This window comes from Blautia sp. AF17-9LB (assembly GCF_003479185.1).
In the GTDB taxonomy this organism is placed as follows: Bacteria; Bacillota; Clostridia; order Lachnospirales; family Lachnospiraceae; genus Fusicatenibacter; species Fusicatenibacter saccharivorans.
Genome location: NZ_QUGU01000025.1, coordinates 19,792 through 34,891 on the forward strand (window position 1 = coordinate 19,792; position 15,100 = coordinate 34,891).

The 15,100-nt window shown below is 50.9% G+C and carries 6 protein-coding genes and 1 pseudogene; all 7 read right to left on the minus strand.

Annotation, left to right across the window (positions count from 1 at the left end; genetic code table 11):
* Positions 1-46 precede the first annotated feature (46 nt).
* A complete protein-coding gene (locus DWX00_RS20240; protein WP_243038057.1) occupies positions 47-9,373 on the minus strand; it encodes an Eco57I restriction-modification methylase domain-containing protein in 9,327 nt (3,108 codons plus the stop codon).
* Between the two features lie 11 nt (positions 9,374-9,384).
* Positions 9,385-11,427 carry a type IA DNA topoisomerase gene (locus tag DWX00_RS18540; protein WP_118595984.1) on the minus strand — a complete coding sequence of 681 codons (2,043 nt, stop codon included), beginning with the start codon at positions 11,425-11,427 and terminating at the stop codon, positions 9,385-9,387.
* A gap of 81 nt (positions 11,428-11,508) precedes the next feature.
* Entirely contained in the window at positions 11,509-12,144 is a 636-nt protein-coding gene (locus DWX00_RS18545) for a CD1107 family mobile element protein (protein ID WP_118595985.1), read from the minus strand.
* Positions 12,137-12,418: a DUF4315 family protein gene (locus DWX00_RS18550; protein WP_118595986.1), complete on the minus strand. Its 282-nt coding sequence runs from the start codon at positions 12,416-12,418 to the stop codon at positions 12,137-12,139. Before DWX00_RS18550 ends, DWX00_RS18545 begins: the two co-directional genes overlap by 8 nt.
* Positions 12,419-12,437: 19 nt before the next feature.
* Positions 12,438-14,459 carry a C40 family peptidase gene (locus DWX00_RS18555; RefSeq protein ID WP_118595987.1) on the minus strand — a complete coding sequence of 674 codons (2,022 nt, stop codon included), beginning with the start codon at positions 14,457-14,459 and terminating at the stop codon, positions 12,438-12,440.
* A gap of 28 nt (positions 14,460-14,487) precedes the next feature.
* A complete protein-coding gene (locus DWX00_RS18560; protein WP_118538981.1) occupies positions 14,488-14,808 on the minus strand; it encodes a hypothetical protein in 321 nt (106 codons plus the stop codon).
* Positions 14,805-15,050, minus strand: a pseudogene (locus tag DWX00_RS18565) (VirB4-like conjugal transfer ATPase, CD1110 family); the annotation flags it as partial. The pseudogene DWX00_RS18565 and the gene DWX00_RS18560, both read right to left, overlap by 4 nt.
* Positions 15,051-15,100: the final 50 nt, after the last annotated feature.

Here is a 15,100-nt window from a genome sequence, read left to right on the forward strand (position 1 = left end):
CTGCCCCATCAGATTCCCTTTCGGAGATCTGACGGGGCATTCTCAGTTACAGTTCCATATCGTGACTTTTCTTTTTCTGCGGTTTCGGCTCTGCCATGCGTTCCGCCTGTTTTTCGTGAAGCTGTGCAAGAATCGACGGACGTTTTACGCTGTCTGCACTCCGCTCAATCTCACGCTTCGGCGCAGGGATTTCACTCTCCGTCACTTCTTCATCCATGCCAAGAGCCGCATCATCCCCCTTTTCATCCATGTCCAGCAGGGCGTTCAGTTCTGCAAGCCGTGCAGATTTTTCGTTTAATTCCGCCTCCTGCGGGAACGGACGCTGCACTTCTTCCTTTGCCTCTGCCAACTGCTGCTGTAAGGTTTCCAGTCTGCGTTCCACCTGCGGCAGTGTCTTTTCGATGGATGCCAGCGCATTGAGAATACGCTGGATATTGCCAGCTGGGTCACTGCCAAGTTCAATCGTATAACTGCTCTGCCGCTTGATGGTCAGCTTGAATGTCTGAGCGAACGCATCAAACCGGGAACTGATTGCAAACCCTCCCAAATCTGCGATTTGCCCCTCTGTCTTAGCGATCTTCATTGCGGCGCAGGCTGCAAGAATCGCCGATCCGGCTTCCTTGCGGTCGGTATAAACCCTGTCCTCCACCGTGATGGAGAACTTTTCCTTATCCTGTTCCAGCAACGGCTTTGCCACTGCAAGGTCAGCTTTCAGACCTGCTATGCGCTCTTTCGCTGCCGTGATCTCTGCCGGATACCGCCGTGCAATATCCGATTCCAGACTGTAAATCTGGCTGGTATGATTGGCCCGCATCAGCTTCAGCTTGCTGACCTGAATATCCAAATCCATCTTTTCCTTGATGTAGGGATTTCCCGTTGCCAATGCTTTGATTTCTGCATAGGTCAGCGCGGTATCGTCCACATCATCACAGGCACGGACAGGAGATTTCGAGGTCATGATCTGCGAGATAAACTTCTGCTTATTTTCCAGAATCTGCCACATATACGAATCGAACGTATTTTCTGTGACGTAACGGAAAATCTTCACTTTCTGGTTGCGGTTTCCCTGACGAAGAATGCGTCCTTCCTGCTGTTCCAGGTCAGAGGGTTTCCAAGGGCAGTCCAGATGATGCAGAGCAATCAGCCTGTCCTGAATGTTCGTACCAGCACCAAGTTTCGGGGTCGAACCGAGCAGGATACGCACCTGACCGGAACGTACCTTTGCAAACAGTTCTGCCTTTTTGGTTTCGGTATTTGCCTCATGGATGAAAGCAATCTCCTCACGGGGGATTCCCTTTGCCACCAGTTTCTCCCGAACATCATCGTACACATTGAATGTTCCGTCTGCTTTCGGGGTCGATAAATCACAGAAAATCAACTGGGTGGATTTGTCGGGCGTAGATTCTTCCCACACCTGATAGGCATTCTCCACACAGAGGTTGACCTTGCTTTCCGGCTCATCCGGGAGCAGGTCATTGATAAGCCGCTGATCCAGTGCCAGCTTTCTACCGTCATTCGTGATCTTGAGCATATTATCAATTTTGGGATTGACATTGCCGTTTCGCACCTGTTCTGCACGGTCGGCAAAGCTGCTCACCATTTCCTGCTGCGTTTCGCTGGGTTTCAGCACCTCATTGATGTACTCTGCTTCCGGCACAGGAAGATTCAGCATATCCGCTGTCTGTACGTCTGCGGACTCCTTGAACAGTGAGATCAATTCAGGGAGATTGAAAAAACGGGCGAACCGCGTCTTTGCACGGTAGCCCGTTCCCTCTGGGGACAATTCGATTGCCGTTACGGTTTCGCCAAACGAAGCCGCCCAGCTATCAAAATGTCCAAGATGAAGTTTCTGTAAGGTGTCATACTGCAAGTAACGCATGATGGTATACAGCTCTACCATGCTGTTCGATACGGGTGTACCTGTTGCAAAGGTCACACCCTTGCCGCCAGTGATCTCATCAAGATACTGGCATTTTGCAAACATATCCGAGGATTTCTGCGCATCGGTCTGAGCAATACCAGCGATATTCCGCATTTTTGTGTAGAGGAACATATTTTTATAGAAATGGCTCTCATCCACAAACAGGCGGTCAACACCAAGCTGCTCAAATGTAACCACATCGTCCTTGCGGCTCTGGTCGTTCAGCTTCTGGAGCTTTGCCTGCAAGGTTTTCTTTGTTTTCTCCATCTGCTTGACCGTGAAACTCTTACCATCGTCCTCTGCCCTTGCTTCTGCAATCGCAAAGGTAATGTCCTGAATCTGCCGCTCGATCATAGATTTCTGCCGTTCCGGGGAAAGCGGAATCCTCTCAAACTGCGAATGCCCGATAATGATGGCATCATAATCGCCCGTAGCAATTCGGGAACAGAACTTCTTTCGGTTGGATGGCTCGAAATCCTTTTTCGTTGCCACCAGCACATTGGCATTCGGATACAGCCGCAGGAAATCCGCGCCCCACTGTTCCGTCAGGTGATTCGGCACAACGTAGAGATTCTTCTGTGCCAGACCCAGACGGCGGCTTTCCATGCCGGCAGCGATCATCTGGAAGGTCTTGCCCGCACCCACACAATGCGCCAACAGCGTATTATTGCCATACAGGATATGCGCCACTGCATTTTTCTGATGCGGCATCAGGCTGATTTCCGGGGTCATGCCCACAAACTTGATGTGGCTGCCGTCGTATTCACGGGGACGAATCGCATTGAATCTCTCGTTGTAGACCTTGCAAAGTTCCTCTCTGCGGTCTAAATCCTTGAAAATCCACTGCTTGAACGCATCCCGAATTGCTTCCTGTGCCTGCTGCGCCAGCATGGTTTCTTTTTTGTTCAGCACTCTCCTTTCTTTTCCATCCTCATAGACGGTATCGTAAATTTTGGTATCCCGGAGATTCAGCGCATCTTCCAGCAGTCGATAGCCGTTGACCCGCATTGTGCCATAGGTGTTCGTTACACGGGGATTACTCCGGTCAAGTGACTTTCCGCTGATGTTCCATGCGCCGCTGATTTCCGAATAGGTAGCCTTGATGGAACTTCCGATATAGTAGCTTGGTGTCTTAAACACCTGCTCCATGAAGTCCGTAATGTACTCTGCCTTGATCCAGTTCGCACCCAGCCGTACTTCAATCTCCGAAGCATTCAAATCTTTCGGCTGTATCCGCTTGAGATACTCGACATTGACCTGATACTCCGGGTGGTTTGCAGCAAAGGTTTCTGCCGTTGCCAGCTTTTCCCGGACATTGCCGGACAGATATTCGTCTGCCGTCACCCACGCCTGTGTGACAGGATTGCGGAAGATAACGCCTGCCAGTTCTTCGGTCACTTCCTGCTCTGTCTTTCCGCAAAGTTCTGCCATGAACGGCACATCGACCTTTGCTTTTTCTCCGATGGAGAGTGCCAGGGCTTCACTCGGCGTATCCACAGAAGTCACAGGTTCCGGCTTGCGAATGGTGCGTTTCGCAAAAATATCTGCCAGCCGCTTGAGGTTTTGATCCTCGTCCAGAATCTCAAGAGATGCCAGCAGGCAATAGCTGCTGTCCTGCCGGAATGCCCGTTTATTGGCGGTGCTGTTGATAAGACCGTACTGCGCTGTAAACCGCTTATACTGGTCTTTCAACTTTCCTTGCAGCAGTTCCACTTCGGCATCTGTGCCATCGTGCAACTGGCAGTCCAGCAATTTCTGTGTTGTTTCCCGCAGGGCGATCATCCCCAGTACACGCTCTGCCGTGACCGCAGGCAGGTCAACCTTGTTCATGTAGGAGTTTTCACGGTAATAGACTTGTCCGTCTACGTTGGTGTAACTGAAATTCTTCACGTTCGGGTCTGCCGGGAGCGGTTCTGCGTTCTGGTCAAGTTCATCATCCGTGATTTCCGGCTCTGTGATTTCCGCATGGATGTTCTCAACGGCTGCTTTCAACTGCTGTGCAAGGTCTGCGCCCTCGATGGGCTTGACCGTAGTTTCCTGCTTGCCGTACTGCGTACTTTCAGTCGTGATCTCGCCCAGCACCATTTCGGTATGCTGCGCAAAATACTGGTTGATGGGGTATCCCTCCGGCGTTGTGCCAAGGTCTACCCACTCTGCCCGCTCCACTGCCGCCCGGTCACGCTTTTGCAGAAACAAAATGTCAGCTACAACACTTGTGTTTGCATTGCGCTGGAACGCATTGTTTGGCAGGCGAATTGCGCCGACCAGATCAGCACGGTTGGCAAGATACTCTCGGACAGAGGAATCCTTTTTTTCCATTGTGCCGCTGGAAGTGACTACCGCCACCACGCCGCCCGGACGAACAAGGTCAAGACTCTTTGCAATAAAGTAATCATGGATGAGGAAGTTGTGGCGATCATACCGCTTATCCGGCACTTTGTAATTGCCGAACGGCACATTACCCACCACGCAGTCAAAGAAGCTGTCCGGGAACTGCATCGTTTCAAAGCCCTGCACGGCAATTTTGTTCTTCTGATAAAGCTGCTGTGCAATGCGTCCTGATACGCTGTCCAGTTCCACACCATACATCTTGATGTTTTCCATGCTTTCAGGCACAAGACCCATGAAGTTGCCCACTCCACATGACGGCTCCAGCACATTGCCTTTGCTCAGACCCATATTGGAAAGGGCTTCATATATTGCCTTGATTACCGTAGGCGAAGTGTAGAAAGCATTCAGCGTAGATGCCCGCGCTTCACTGTACTCATCTGCCGGGAGCAGAGATTTCAGTTCCGCATACTCCTTTGCCCAGTCCGCATTCTTCTCATCAAATGCCTGCGGAATACCGCCCCAGCCGACATACCGGGATAAAACTTCCTGTTCTTCGGCGGTTGCCTGCCGCTGTTCGGCATCCAGCGTTTGCAGCAGTCGGATGGCTTCGATGTTTGCTTTGAATTTTGTCTTGGCTCCTCCTGCGCCAAGATCATCGTCTGTGATACGGAAATTGATAGGCTTCTGATTTGGCTGTGCAGGCGGCTTCTGCGCGGTATCCGTGTCCAGCGGCAGATTTTTCTCTTTCCGTGCCTGGTTGACCTCTTCCGGGGTCATAGGCTTGCTGGTAAGGGGCTTAACAGCATCATCTGCCGCCGAACGATGGATAGCATCTGTCCGGGTCTGCACATCTGCGATAAGCTGCATCTGTTCCGGGCTAAATTCAGGATTCAGCAATTCTTCCAGACTGCCGCCATTCTCCGCAACAGCATAGATTACATCCATCTGTTCCGGAGAAAAATCCTCGTAGGCCACACCTGCATTGTGCAGGGCCACAAAGACGGTAGCTTCTACCGCTTCTTCCAGCGGCATATCTGCCTGCTCATACAAATGCCGAATATACTCCAGCGGTTCCGTTCGGAAGATCGGATACCGGGCTTCTTTCGCAAGGGTCATATCCTGCAAGCTGACTGTTCCCTGTTCAAAGTTGACCGAATCCACGCGAAACTCCCTATCGTCCAGTTCAACGATGGTATTGACTGGCAGATATTCCTCTCTGCGGAAATACTTTGTCTGCGCATGGGTTCCATCTTCCTGCTGGCCGGACAGATAGACGCTCTCCCCCTGCTTCCAGAGCTTCATTGCCTGTGAAGCCCACTGTTCACACGGAAAACCAGATACCTCAACCTTGCCGAGTGCGGTTTCCTTTTCCAACAGCTTGCTGGCAAGAAGTTCTGAAACGCGCTTTGCATCCTCGCCGTAGAACTCAAAGTTACCGTGCTGCTCGTAGCCGACCAGCGCATCCGGGTAACGTTCTTTCAGCGCATGATACTCATTTTCTGCTTCAGCAGACAATGGTGATAAACCTTCCTCCGCATCCGGGCGATGTGCTTTCAAGGTCTGCCGCGCACTCTCCAGTGTATCAAACGGCCCTGCGATTCCTGCTCCCTCACCCCGGACATCATCAAATCCATAGTGGTTATAATATTTACCGTTCGGATATTGCAAGATTGCAATTCGCTCAACATACCCATCTTCCATTCGCGCAGTTGAGCGGTAATACGCTCTCATTGTGGGTTTATCTGGATTTTCCTGTTTTTCTTCCCGCTTCTTCTCCGGCACTGTCTTAATTTCCTGCACAGCCGCATCTACCATCATGCCACGCACCCATCGGGGCGCATGAATGTCATTCTGGTAAAGGGCAACCGCATCGCGGGAATCCGGCATCATGTCCTGATAGGTGCGCTGGAAAATATCTTCTACCAGCCAGTCTTTGAAGTTCTCCCAGTTCTCGCTGGCTTCCAGATACAGCGGGGCAGCTTCCGCATTCTGTTCTAACAGCTCGTCGATCTTATTCCGAAGTTCCTTTTCCGCTTCATCTGCATCCACATCGCGGTCACGGAGATACGGATAGATTTCACTCTGCTGCACCGCATCCAGCATGGAATACAGACATTCTTTGTAAACACAGCGACTATCTTTCAGCGCAGATTCCTGCCCTACCAGAAGATAATCATTCAGCGGATTCTTTTCCAGTTCTGCATCATACTGGTTCGGTCGAAGCACCCGTGCTGCCCATGCAGGACGTTCCACATCTTTCAGATAGATCAGAGAATCCGTAACACGTTCGATTTTATAAAGGCGGTCATCTTCCAGATAGAGATAATCTCCGATGTTTCTGCTATACTTTGCCGCCTGCTTCTGGGGTTCTTCAACCACTGCGGTGGTTGAATGCTCTTTCGATTCCTGTTCCTGCGCCCAAATATCGAAAAGCGATATTTGTCCTGTCTCAGAAGCAGAAATCTCAATAGCCTTTTTCTTCTCTGGGAAGATCGTATACGTTCCCTCAACATACTGATGCAGGTCAGCCAATAACTTTGATTTTTCTGCATAGTCCGGGGAATCCAGCGGAACGGAAAGAAGTGCTACATCCATCTTTTCCAGAAGTTCTGCCGCCTGTTCCGAATCAGCCAGCATGGCGGGCAGTTTCTTTCTGGCGTCTTCGTTCAGCAGTTCCCGTTCAAACGGACGTTCCACTTCATTGGGCAGACGATGGTAGAAACCAATCACCCGATTTGCCATCTGCTCACGCTCGTAACTCGGCATCCGACTGTAATCCGCAGGCTTCAGATACAAACTCTGGTCAATGAGCTTTGCAACTCGTTCAGCCGCCTGATTCCAGTTCAGCTTCACCAGTGCATCCGGCTTTCCATAGCTGCCCCGTGCCAGTTCCAGACCTCTGCCGTCATAGTTGGCATGGGAATTATCTGCACGGGAAAGTGCATGACTGCTGCCGCCCACACCGTATCGGTCTTTCAGAAACGCCGCGCGTTCTGCTTTCTCTTCGTGATTAAGGTAGAAACTGTACGTTGCCAGTCTGCCATCCGAATACGGCCCGCCGCCTGCAAGGAAAGCATTGATCTCATCTTCCGTGATAAAAACTTTCTGCTCATTCCACTGAAAGCCCTCTCTTGCCTGATACGGCTGGAACGGGAGAGCAAACTTCTGAAACTGTTCAGATACTTTGTCCGGGCGATAGAACTGCATCCGCATCACGCTTTTATCTTCGGCATAGGCTTCTGCCAACCCCAAAAGACGTTCGTTCAGGTCAGCCAGAAATTCCGGCTGGTCAAGCATCTTTGCAAGGCGTTCTGTAAGTTCCGGGTATCCACCGGAGAAAATAGACGTATCGGCAAAGACCATCTCTGACACACCCTCTGCCATATCACGTTCCATATAGCTCAGGGCTTCTGCGTGTTCATGCAGGGCATTGCCACGGGCTGCATCCAAGACAGATTTTGGTGCGTACTCCCCCTGCTGCAAAAGCTGATAGATTCTGCCGCTGACATCTTCCCAGGACAGAAATGCTTTGTTTTTGGGGTCGTTCCGAACCGTATCGCCAACGGCAATCTGCATTCCCAGCTCATCGAACCAGACCGCATATTTTGTGCCGCCGATCTCAAAGCCCTTGCCGCCCTCGCCATACTCTTTTTTGACGAAAGCAGTATACTCTTCCGGGGTCTGTTCGGTCATAAAGTTATAGATAAGGCGGAGCTGGCTTTTGCCTCGATTGCTTCCCGTCCGCAGGATTTCATCCACAACTTCTGCCGGAATCGTGATCTCATCGGCATACTGGGCCTGCATCGGGGCTTCGATTGCCCGAATCTGCTGTTCCACGGTCGGCAGACTGGGCAGAGAAAAAGCAGAGGCAATTTCTTCCTCTGCTTCGCTCAAATCCTGTTCGGTTGTGTCAGCGGTTAGTTGTACACCAATTCCTTCAGCACGATCTCTTCCGCCATCGCGGTCAGATTGTTCTGATGTGCCACCCATGCCATCTGTTCGGTTTCCTTGTTCGGAGCCGGATACTTCTCGTTCAGGCTCTCGATCAGTTCTTCCATCCGGTTCTCCGCCTGCTCGTCGATCTGCGCCAGATGCTGATTCAGCCTGCCGCTCATCAGCATACTCTGATACCAGTTCTTCTTGTTTTCCCTCAGATAAGTCCTGCGCAGCATCCCGTACTTCCCAATGCTCATCGGCTCGTCCTGTACGGTCAGGTTCGGAAACAGGTAGTCCCCCTTGCGGTGATAAGTCAGTTCCATACGGTTTTCCTCCTTCGGTGATGTTTGTTTCGATTTCGTGCTTTAATGTGCTAAAGTCCGTACTGGTATTATACAAGCTGTCGGCAGTTTTTGCAAGATGTTCTGTAACTTCTTTTCGGTAAATTTTCTGCATTTCCCGTCCGATGTCACGGAGAGCCGCTTCACACTGTTCCGAAACAGCATTGCCCAAGAAAGTCAAGACCGGAAGTTGGTTAAAATCCACGATACGGATAAAATCCTCATCGTCCAGCACTTCCAGCGGTTCCTGTCCGCAGCGTCTGGAAAGGGTATAGAAAATACTGTTGGTCATTAACTCCCGGAAACGGACACGGAGATTATCTTCGTCCAGTCCTTCCAGAAATGTGTCTGTCACCTCATATTCCAGACCATCCATCGCTTCTTCCAGATTCTCAGCGGTCAACTGCTGTGCCAGTTCCATCAGCGCAGCATTCATGCTGTCCGTCTGCGTCAGTGCATAGGTATCTGCCAGATGGTCGAGGATCATCCGCTGGTGTTCCGAATAATCAATGCGCCAGAGGATCGGCGTTTTGCCTCCCTGCACCAGATGCGTGTCCGCAATGTCGAACACATAGCGCAGCTTTGCCCGTGGGCTGGCATCGTCCAGAAGTGCAATGCCTTTTGCGCCACGGTTTACCCAGCGGTTCATTTTCTTGTTCCAGACTTCCAGCTCTGCACAGGCAGTCGCGTCAGGACGCTGGGCATGAATCAGCAGAGTATCTTTGAACGAATAACGGTACAGCCGTGCCGCCACATCCAGATAGTTCATCCAGTCTTTCGGAGAATTGCTTACCCACCGCGCGTTCTGCTGGGCAAGTTCCCGAATATCGTTAAATTTTGCCAACCGTTCCCTCCTTACTTCTTAGCTGGTGTTTTCGGAAATTCAAGACTGTACTGCGCCCTGCCGTTTTCTATTGCCATAACAAGGTCTGCGGCAAAGGTCTTATCCTTTTTGGCAGAGTAGAAGTCTTTTACATGGGTGCGTCCTTTCTTCAAAAGGTCAGTTGCCATTTTCTTCGTGAGCGTCTTTTTCATGCCGGAAAGGTATTTACTTTCTTTCCAGAGGGCAAATTTGCAGTCGCGGTCAGAACAGTAAAAGTTCTGTCTGCCCTCACAGACGGTTTTGCCGCATACCGGGCAGTCCCCGATAGATACCTTATTATAAGTAGTCGATTCCTGTACGGTCGGAATCTGCCGGAGGTCTGCCAACATCTTATCCAAAAGTCCGTTGATTCCCTGCATGAAGTTGGCGGGCTTTGTTTCGCCCTGTTCCATCCGCAGCAGTTCATTTTCCCACTCAGCGGTCATGCTTGCCGATTTCAGGTAATCCGGGATATTTGCGATTGCCGTGACCCCCTCTGCACTGGGAAGAATCTGCTTGCCTTTGCGTTCCACATAGCCGAAAGATACCAGCTTTTCCAGAATCGCTGCACGGGTCGCAGGCGTTCCCAGTCCTTTCTTTTCCGTGTCTTTTTCAAACTCCTTGTTGCCTGCGGTTTCCATTGCAGAAAGCAGGGTATCTTCGGTAAATGCCTTCGGCGGAGATGTAAAGCCCTGCTTTTTCTCCGCACTCACCACAGGAATCACCGCGCCCTGTTCCAGTTTCTTAGGGAATGCCACATCCTTGCTTTTTTCCTGTTCTGCAAACGGAACAGGCATTGCGGTATGTCCCGCCTGCAAAATATTTTTGTATTTTGCAGTGAACTTCCTGTCCTGACAGCATACTGTTACCAGAACATCCTCATAGATGTATGGCGGCTGTACTGCCTGCTGCATCTTCCAGACGATGAGGGCAAAGATTTTTTCTTTGTCCCCGGACAGGCTGTTTAGCTCACGCTTGCAGCTTTCCAGCGTCGGCAGAATCGCATGGTGGTCAGTGACTTTCTTGTTATTGACTACCTGTTCCACTTTGCCAACCTCGCCGCTATAATGGTTGAGCAAATCTGTCATGGTCTGCTGCATATCTTCCGTGATGTACTGGCTGTCCGTTCGCGGGTATGTCACCAGCTTTTCTTCGTACAATTCCTGTACGATCTTCAATGTCTGGCTGGCGGTAAAACCATAATAGCGGTTGGCCTCTCGCTGCAAAGTCGTTAAGTCGTACAGCTTCGGGGCTGACTGTTCTTTCCGCTTGCGCTCGATGCTGCCGACCACGGCACACTGTCCATCACAAGCTGCCTGCACGGTATCCGCATTCTGCTCCTGCACCATCCGTTCCGATTCTGCCACGATGCCATTTCCCGTGATTTCCACCTTGTAGTACGGTTCTTTCACAAAGTTCTGGATTTTGTTCTGCCGTTCCGTCAGCATTGCCAGTGTTGGAGTCTGCACCCGTCCAATGGTCTGCCGCCTGCCGTATTTCTTGGTAAAGGCCCGTGTGCCGTTCATGCCGATCAGCCAGTCTGCCTTTGCCCTGCACTCCGAAGCGGCAAACAGGTTGTCATATTCTGTGCCATCCTTTAAGGAATCAAAGCCCTGCTGGATAGCGGTATCTTCCATGCTGCTGATCCACAACCGTTTGACCGGGAGTTTGCTTCCTGCCAGACCATACACACGGCGAAAGATCGCTTCGCCCTCACGCCCTGCGTCACAGGCATTTACCACATAATCGAAATCTTTGCTTCGGAGGAGCTTCCGCAGAATATTGAAATGTGCTTTCTTATCTTCCGAAACCAGCAGCTTCCACTCTTCCGGGAGAATCGGAAGATCATCGAACCGCCAGCTTTTATAGCGTTCATCATAATACTCCGGGGCTGCATACTCTGCCAGATGCCCCAGACACCAGCTCACCACGCAATCCCCACCCTCCAGATACCCGTCCTCATGTTTGTATGCACCGATCACTTTCGAGATGGAACGTGCTACACTCGGCTTTTCTGCTATCACAAGATATTTCATGTATCCTCCTGCTTGTTTGAAAAAAGCAGGGACAGTCCGAATCAGACCATCCCTGCACCACTAGATTATACGGGTTTTCTATTATTCTTCGGTTTCTGCGTCCTGCTCATCCTCGTTCTTTGTCGGCAGAGCTTCATATTCCAGATTTTCTTTCGATACTTCCGGCTCACTCTGCTTCGGCTTATAGATGTAGAAATAGAAGAATGCGCCTGCACCGCCCACACCCAGAACAAATACGATTGCCAGAATCTTGGTCAGCTTTCCATCGTCCTGTTCCGGCTCTTCGATCTCGACATCCGGTTCCGGCTCAGGTTTGGTTTCCGGCAACACGACTGCCGGCTCCTCTTCTTCCTTGCCGTTGCGTTCCTCATCGGTCAGAAACTCCTGCAAATCGTACTCGTCGATCATTGAGAGCATATACACATTCTCGCTGTTCCTTGCCCGGTCGATCACCAGAAAAAAGGTGTTGCCGCCCTTGGTCTTGACCGTGAAGAACTCTTTACTGGAATCGTCCGTGATGTTATCTTCCACCTCGCCGTTGCCCGCAATGGTGAACGGAATCTTCTCTTCCTCGGTGGGTTCCTCTTCCTCAATGACCTGCACAGGCTCTTCCTTGACTTCCGGCTCTACATAGGCAAATGCCGGAGTGGAAAAGCCGACTGCCATCAGCAGGGTCAGCACTACACTGGGAATCACAACATCCAGCTTTTTAAGCATCTTTCGCAATCACATCCTCCATTTCTGCTTCTTCCGAAGTCTTGTTCTCGTGGTTTACGCTTGTCTGGAACGTCACATTCCCCGCCTGAATATTTTCCAGCAGTGCCAGCAGATCACGCCCACCCAGTTTTGTGCTGCGGATAGCCCGAACGATCTCATTGTCCTCTTCTTTTTTCTGTGCCGCCCGGACATTTCTCAGATACTCTTCCAGTTCCGCGATCTTGCTTTCGGTTTTCTCTGCATCATTCAAAAACTTCTTCAGCTTTTTGCTCATCTAGCTTCTCTCCTTTCCTTTACTTGATTCTGCCAAAACCAAGGAAGTGGTTCTGCCAGTAGGTCGAATTGATGCTGGTATAAGAAATCGGATCACCGCAGTGGATCATCATTCCGTTGCCGACATAGATGCCAACGTGCGACGCGCCGACAGTATTATAGGTTTTTTCAAAGAAGATCAAATCACCCGGCTGTGCATTTGCAGGAGAAACGTAGCTGCACTTGCCACGCAGTCCGTTTGCCGTCGTGCGTCCGACATTCCAGCCATTGCCACAGTTATTAATGACCCAGCAGACAAAGCCGGAGCAGTCAAAACTGGTGCTTGGAGAACTGCCGCCCCACACATACGGCATACCCAGATACTTTTCGGCTTCTGCAATCATCTTTGCAAACTTTTCATCCGACAGGGCTTCTTCTGGAATATCATATCGGAAACCACCGCCGGAACTGCCGCCTGTTCCACCCGAACCGCCAGAGCCAATGCTTCCTGTTGTGCCGCCACTGTATGTAGGTGATCCTGCGCCAAACAGTTCCGGGCGATTGCCATAGGTCAGATTGTAGGCATCATACCGCCCAGTCTGCTTCCGATCCATGTTCTTTCTGGCAATGGTGTCAAAGCCTTTATTTTTCAGCAGGACATTGAGGATTTTGTACTCATACTCCACTTCTTCCTGATAGGTATAGGTTTCCATGCTGACGTTTCCAAAAGCGTCAATCGTTGGCCGAATCCCTACTCTGGTTTCCATGCGTGTGCGAATCTCTATCGTTTCCCAGACTTTCAGGAGATACTGTTGCTCAAACAGCGACTTGATGACGGGTTTCACCTGTCCTCTGGTGAACTGCTCATATACGGCAGTCAGATGAGAGATCAGCTGATAGGGGTCATGCCCAATTTCATCCAACTGGTAACGGTATTCGTCATAGCCGGGATGTGTGGACTCCATCTGCCGTATCTGCTCATCCAGCTTCTTTTCCAGTTCCAGATAATCTTCTTCTGCACCTTTCATGTCAGCGTCCTTACTGGGATACGTCGTTCCGATAAAGGTACTGCCCGTTCCATGGATCGCTGCTGAACAGCTTGAGAATGCGCCCATAATCAGCATGAGCATCAGTGCTGCTATGCCAAGTCCCGCCCAGAGGGTCTTGTTCTGCACAACGACCTCCTGCACCGCTGCCTTTGCTTTTTCTGCAAGCGTGTTTGCTACCGTTGCCGCCTGCTTGCTGGCAGCGTTTCCGGCTTTCTGGCCCCGCTTGGCTGCTGCATAGGCATCCTTATACTGCTTTTTCTGGTAAAACTTTGAACCGACTGTCTTTGTTGCTTCACCTCCTGCGGCAGTCGGTGGCGGCTGGGGCGGTTTCTTTTTCAATGGCATTTCTGCCGCTTCTTCGGTTATGCCGCCCTCATTCTCCAAAAATTTCAGACGGCTGGATTTTTTCTCAGCCTCGACTTTTTTCTCAGCTCTGGCGGATTTTTCTCTGGTCTTTTTCCGGCCTTTGGAGAAGCGGTACAGTCCTTCCAGCGTTTCTTCGCCCTTGTGCGCCGACTCCACGCCGGAGTTTTCCTTTTCGACCTGATGTACCTTGTTGTGGGCAAAACCAGTGGCGGTATCCACTCCTTTCTTCGCCACCTTCTTAATGCCCAGCCCTGCGCCCCGGACGATGCCGCCCTGCTGCTCATCATCAAAGGATAAGCAGTCCTTTTTCTTCGGCGCAGGCTTTGCATCTTCGTCCACTGGCGAAGCGTCTTTTTCTTTCGCTTTGCCATCCTCCTGATGGGCTTTATAATATTCTGTACTCTGCTTGGCGGTGCTGCGCCGGGGCTTTTCCTCCTCTCCATCCTCGGCATCCATGCACACATCTTCTTCCACAACAGGGGTTTCTTCTGCACTTTCCGCAGCGTCTTTTTCCGAATCTTCCTGCTTCGGTGGTTCTTCTTCAACTGCGGACTTGGTTTCCCCGGTGCGGAGATTCTCTTCCACCAGACCGTCTTTGGTCATTTTCTGGACGATTTTATCTCTGCCCCGGAATCGCTTGTCTGCCATCGGATTCACCTCCCGTCCGGCAGGAAACTCATGCAATCAGGACTGCATGAGTCTCCCATTTATCGAGAATCCGCTCCAGCTCCCTGGCAAAAGCGATCAGCCGGGAATTGACCTCCGTGCGGTCGATGTAGCCCCGCTCTTCCATGTGGAATCCGTGGGTCAGTTCATCTGCCAGTGCGCCGACTGCGTAAAAGTCCTCCAGCACCGTATGCACCACCGATTCCTCATCGTGGAAGTTCAGCATTTTCACTTCCTGATAAGGCGGGCTAGAATCGCCATCGTATTTTGCTGCCTCAGCACGGTCATGCAGCTTCAGGATCATCTGGCTCAGTTTTTTCTCTTTCATCATGCGTCTTTCCTCTCCCTGTATTTTGCAATTTCATTCGGTTTCGTGGTCATAAGGCCATAAAGTTTCAGCGAAGTATCGAACTTATCCTTGAACGGAATAATGGTATTGCCGTAGAACAGCAGCCCCTCGCCCTCGTTGCTGTTCGTCACATAGGAAAGCTGGAATGGCGAAATGTTGAGCTGCTTTGCAAGAATCTGCCTATCACCGGATGCCTGATTCAGCATATAGATGAAATCGCTGTTCTATAGTGATAGGTAAGCCCCTGATATCATCTCAGGCTTTTCCCCCACTT

What these genes read in the sequence shown, in the direction of transcription:
- DWX00_RS18540 (WP_118595984.1), bottom strand. Translation starts at nt 11,427, where the DNA reads ATGAAATATCTTGTGATAGCAGAAAAGCCGAGTGTAGCACGTTCCATC.
- DWX00_RS18545 (WP_118595985.1), bottom strand. Translation starts at nt 12,144, where the DNA reads ATGCTTAAAAAGCTGGATGTTGTGATTCCCAGTGTAGTGCTGACCCTG.
- DWX00_RS18550 (WP_118595986.1), bottom strand. Translation starts at nt 12,418, where the DNA reads ATGAGCAAAAAGCTGAAGAAGTTTTTGAATGATGCAGAGAAAACCGAA.
- DWX00_RS18555 (WP_118595987.1), bottom strand. Translation starts at nt 14,459, where the DNA reads ATGGCAGACAAGCGATTCCGGGGCAGAGATAAAATCGTCCAGAAAATG.
- DWX00_RS18560 (WP_118538981.1), bottom strand. Translation starts at nt 14,808, where the DNA reads ATGATGAAAGAGAAAAAACTGAGCCAGATGATCCTGAAGCTGCATGAC.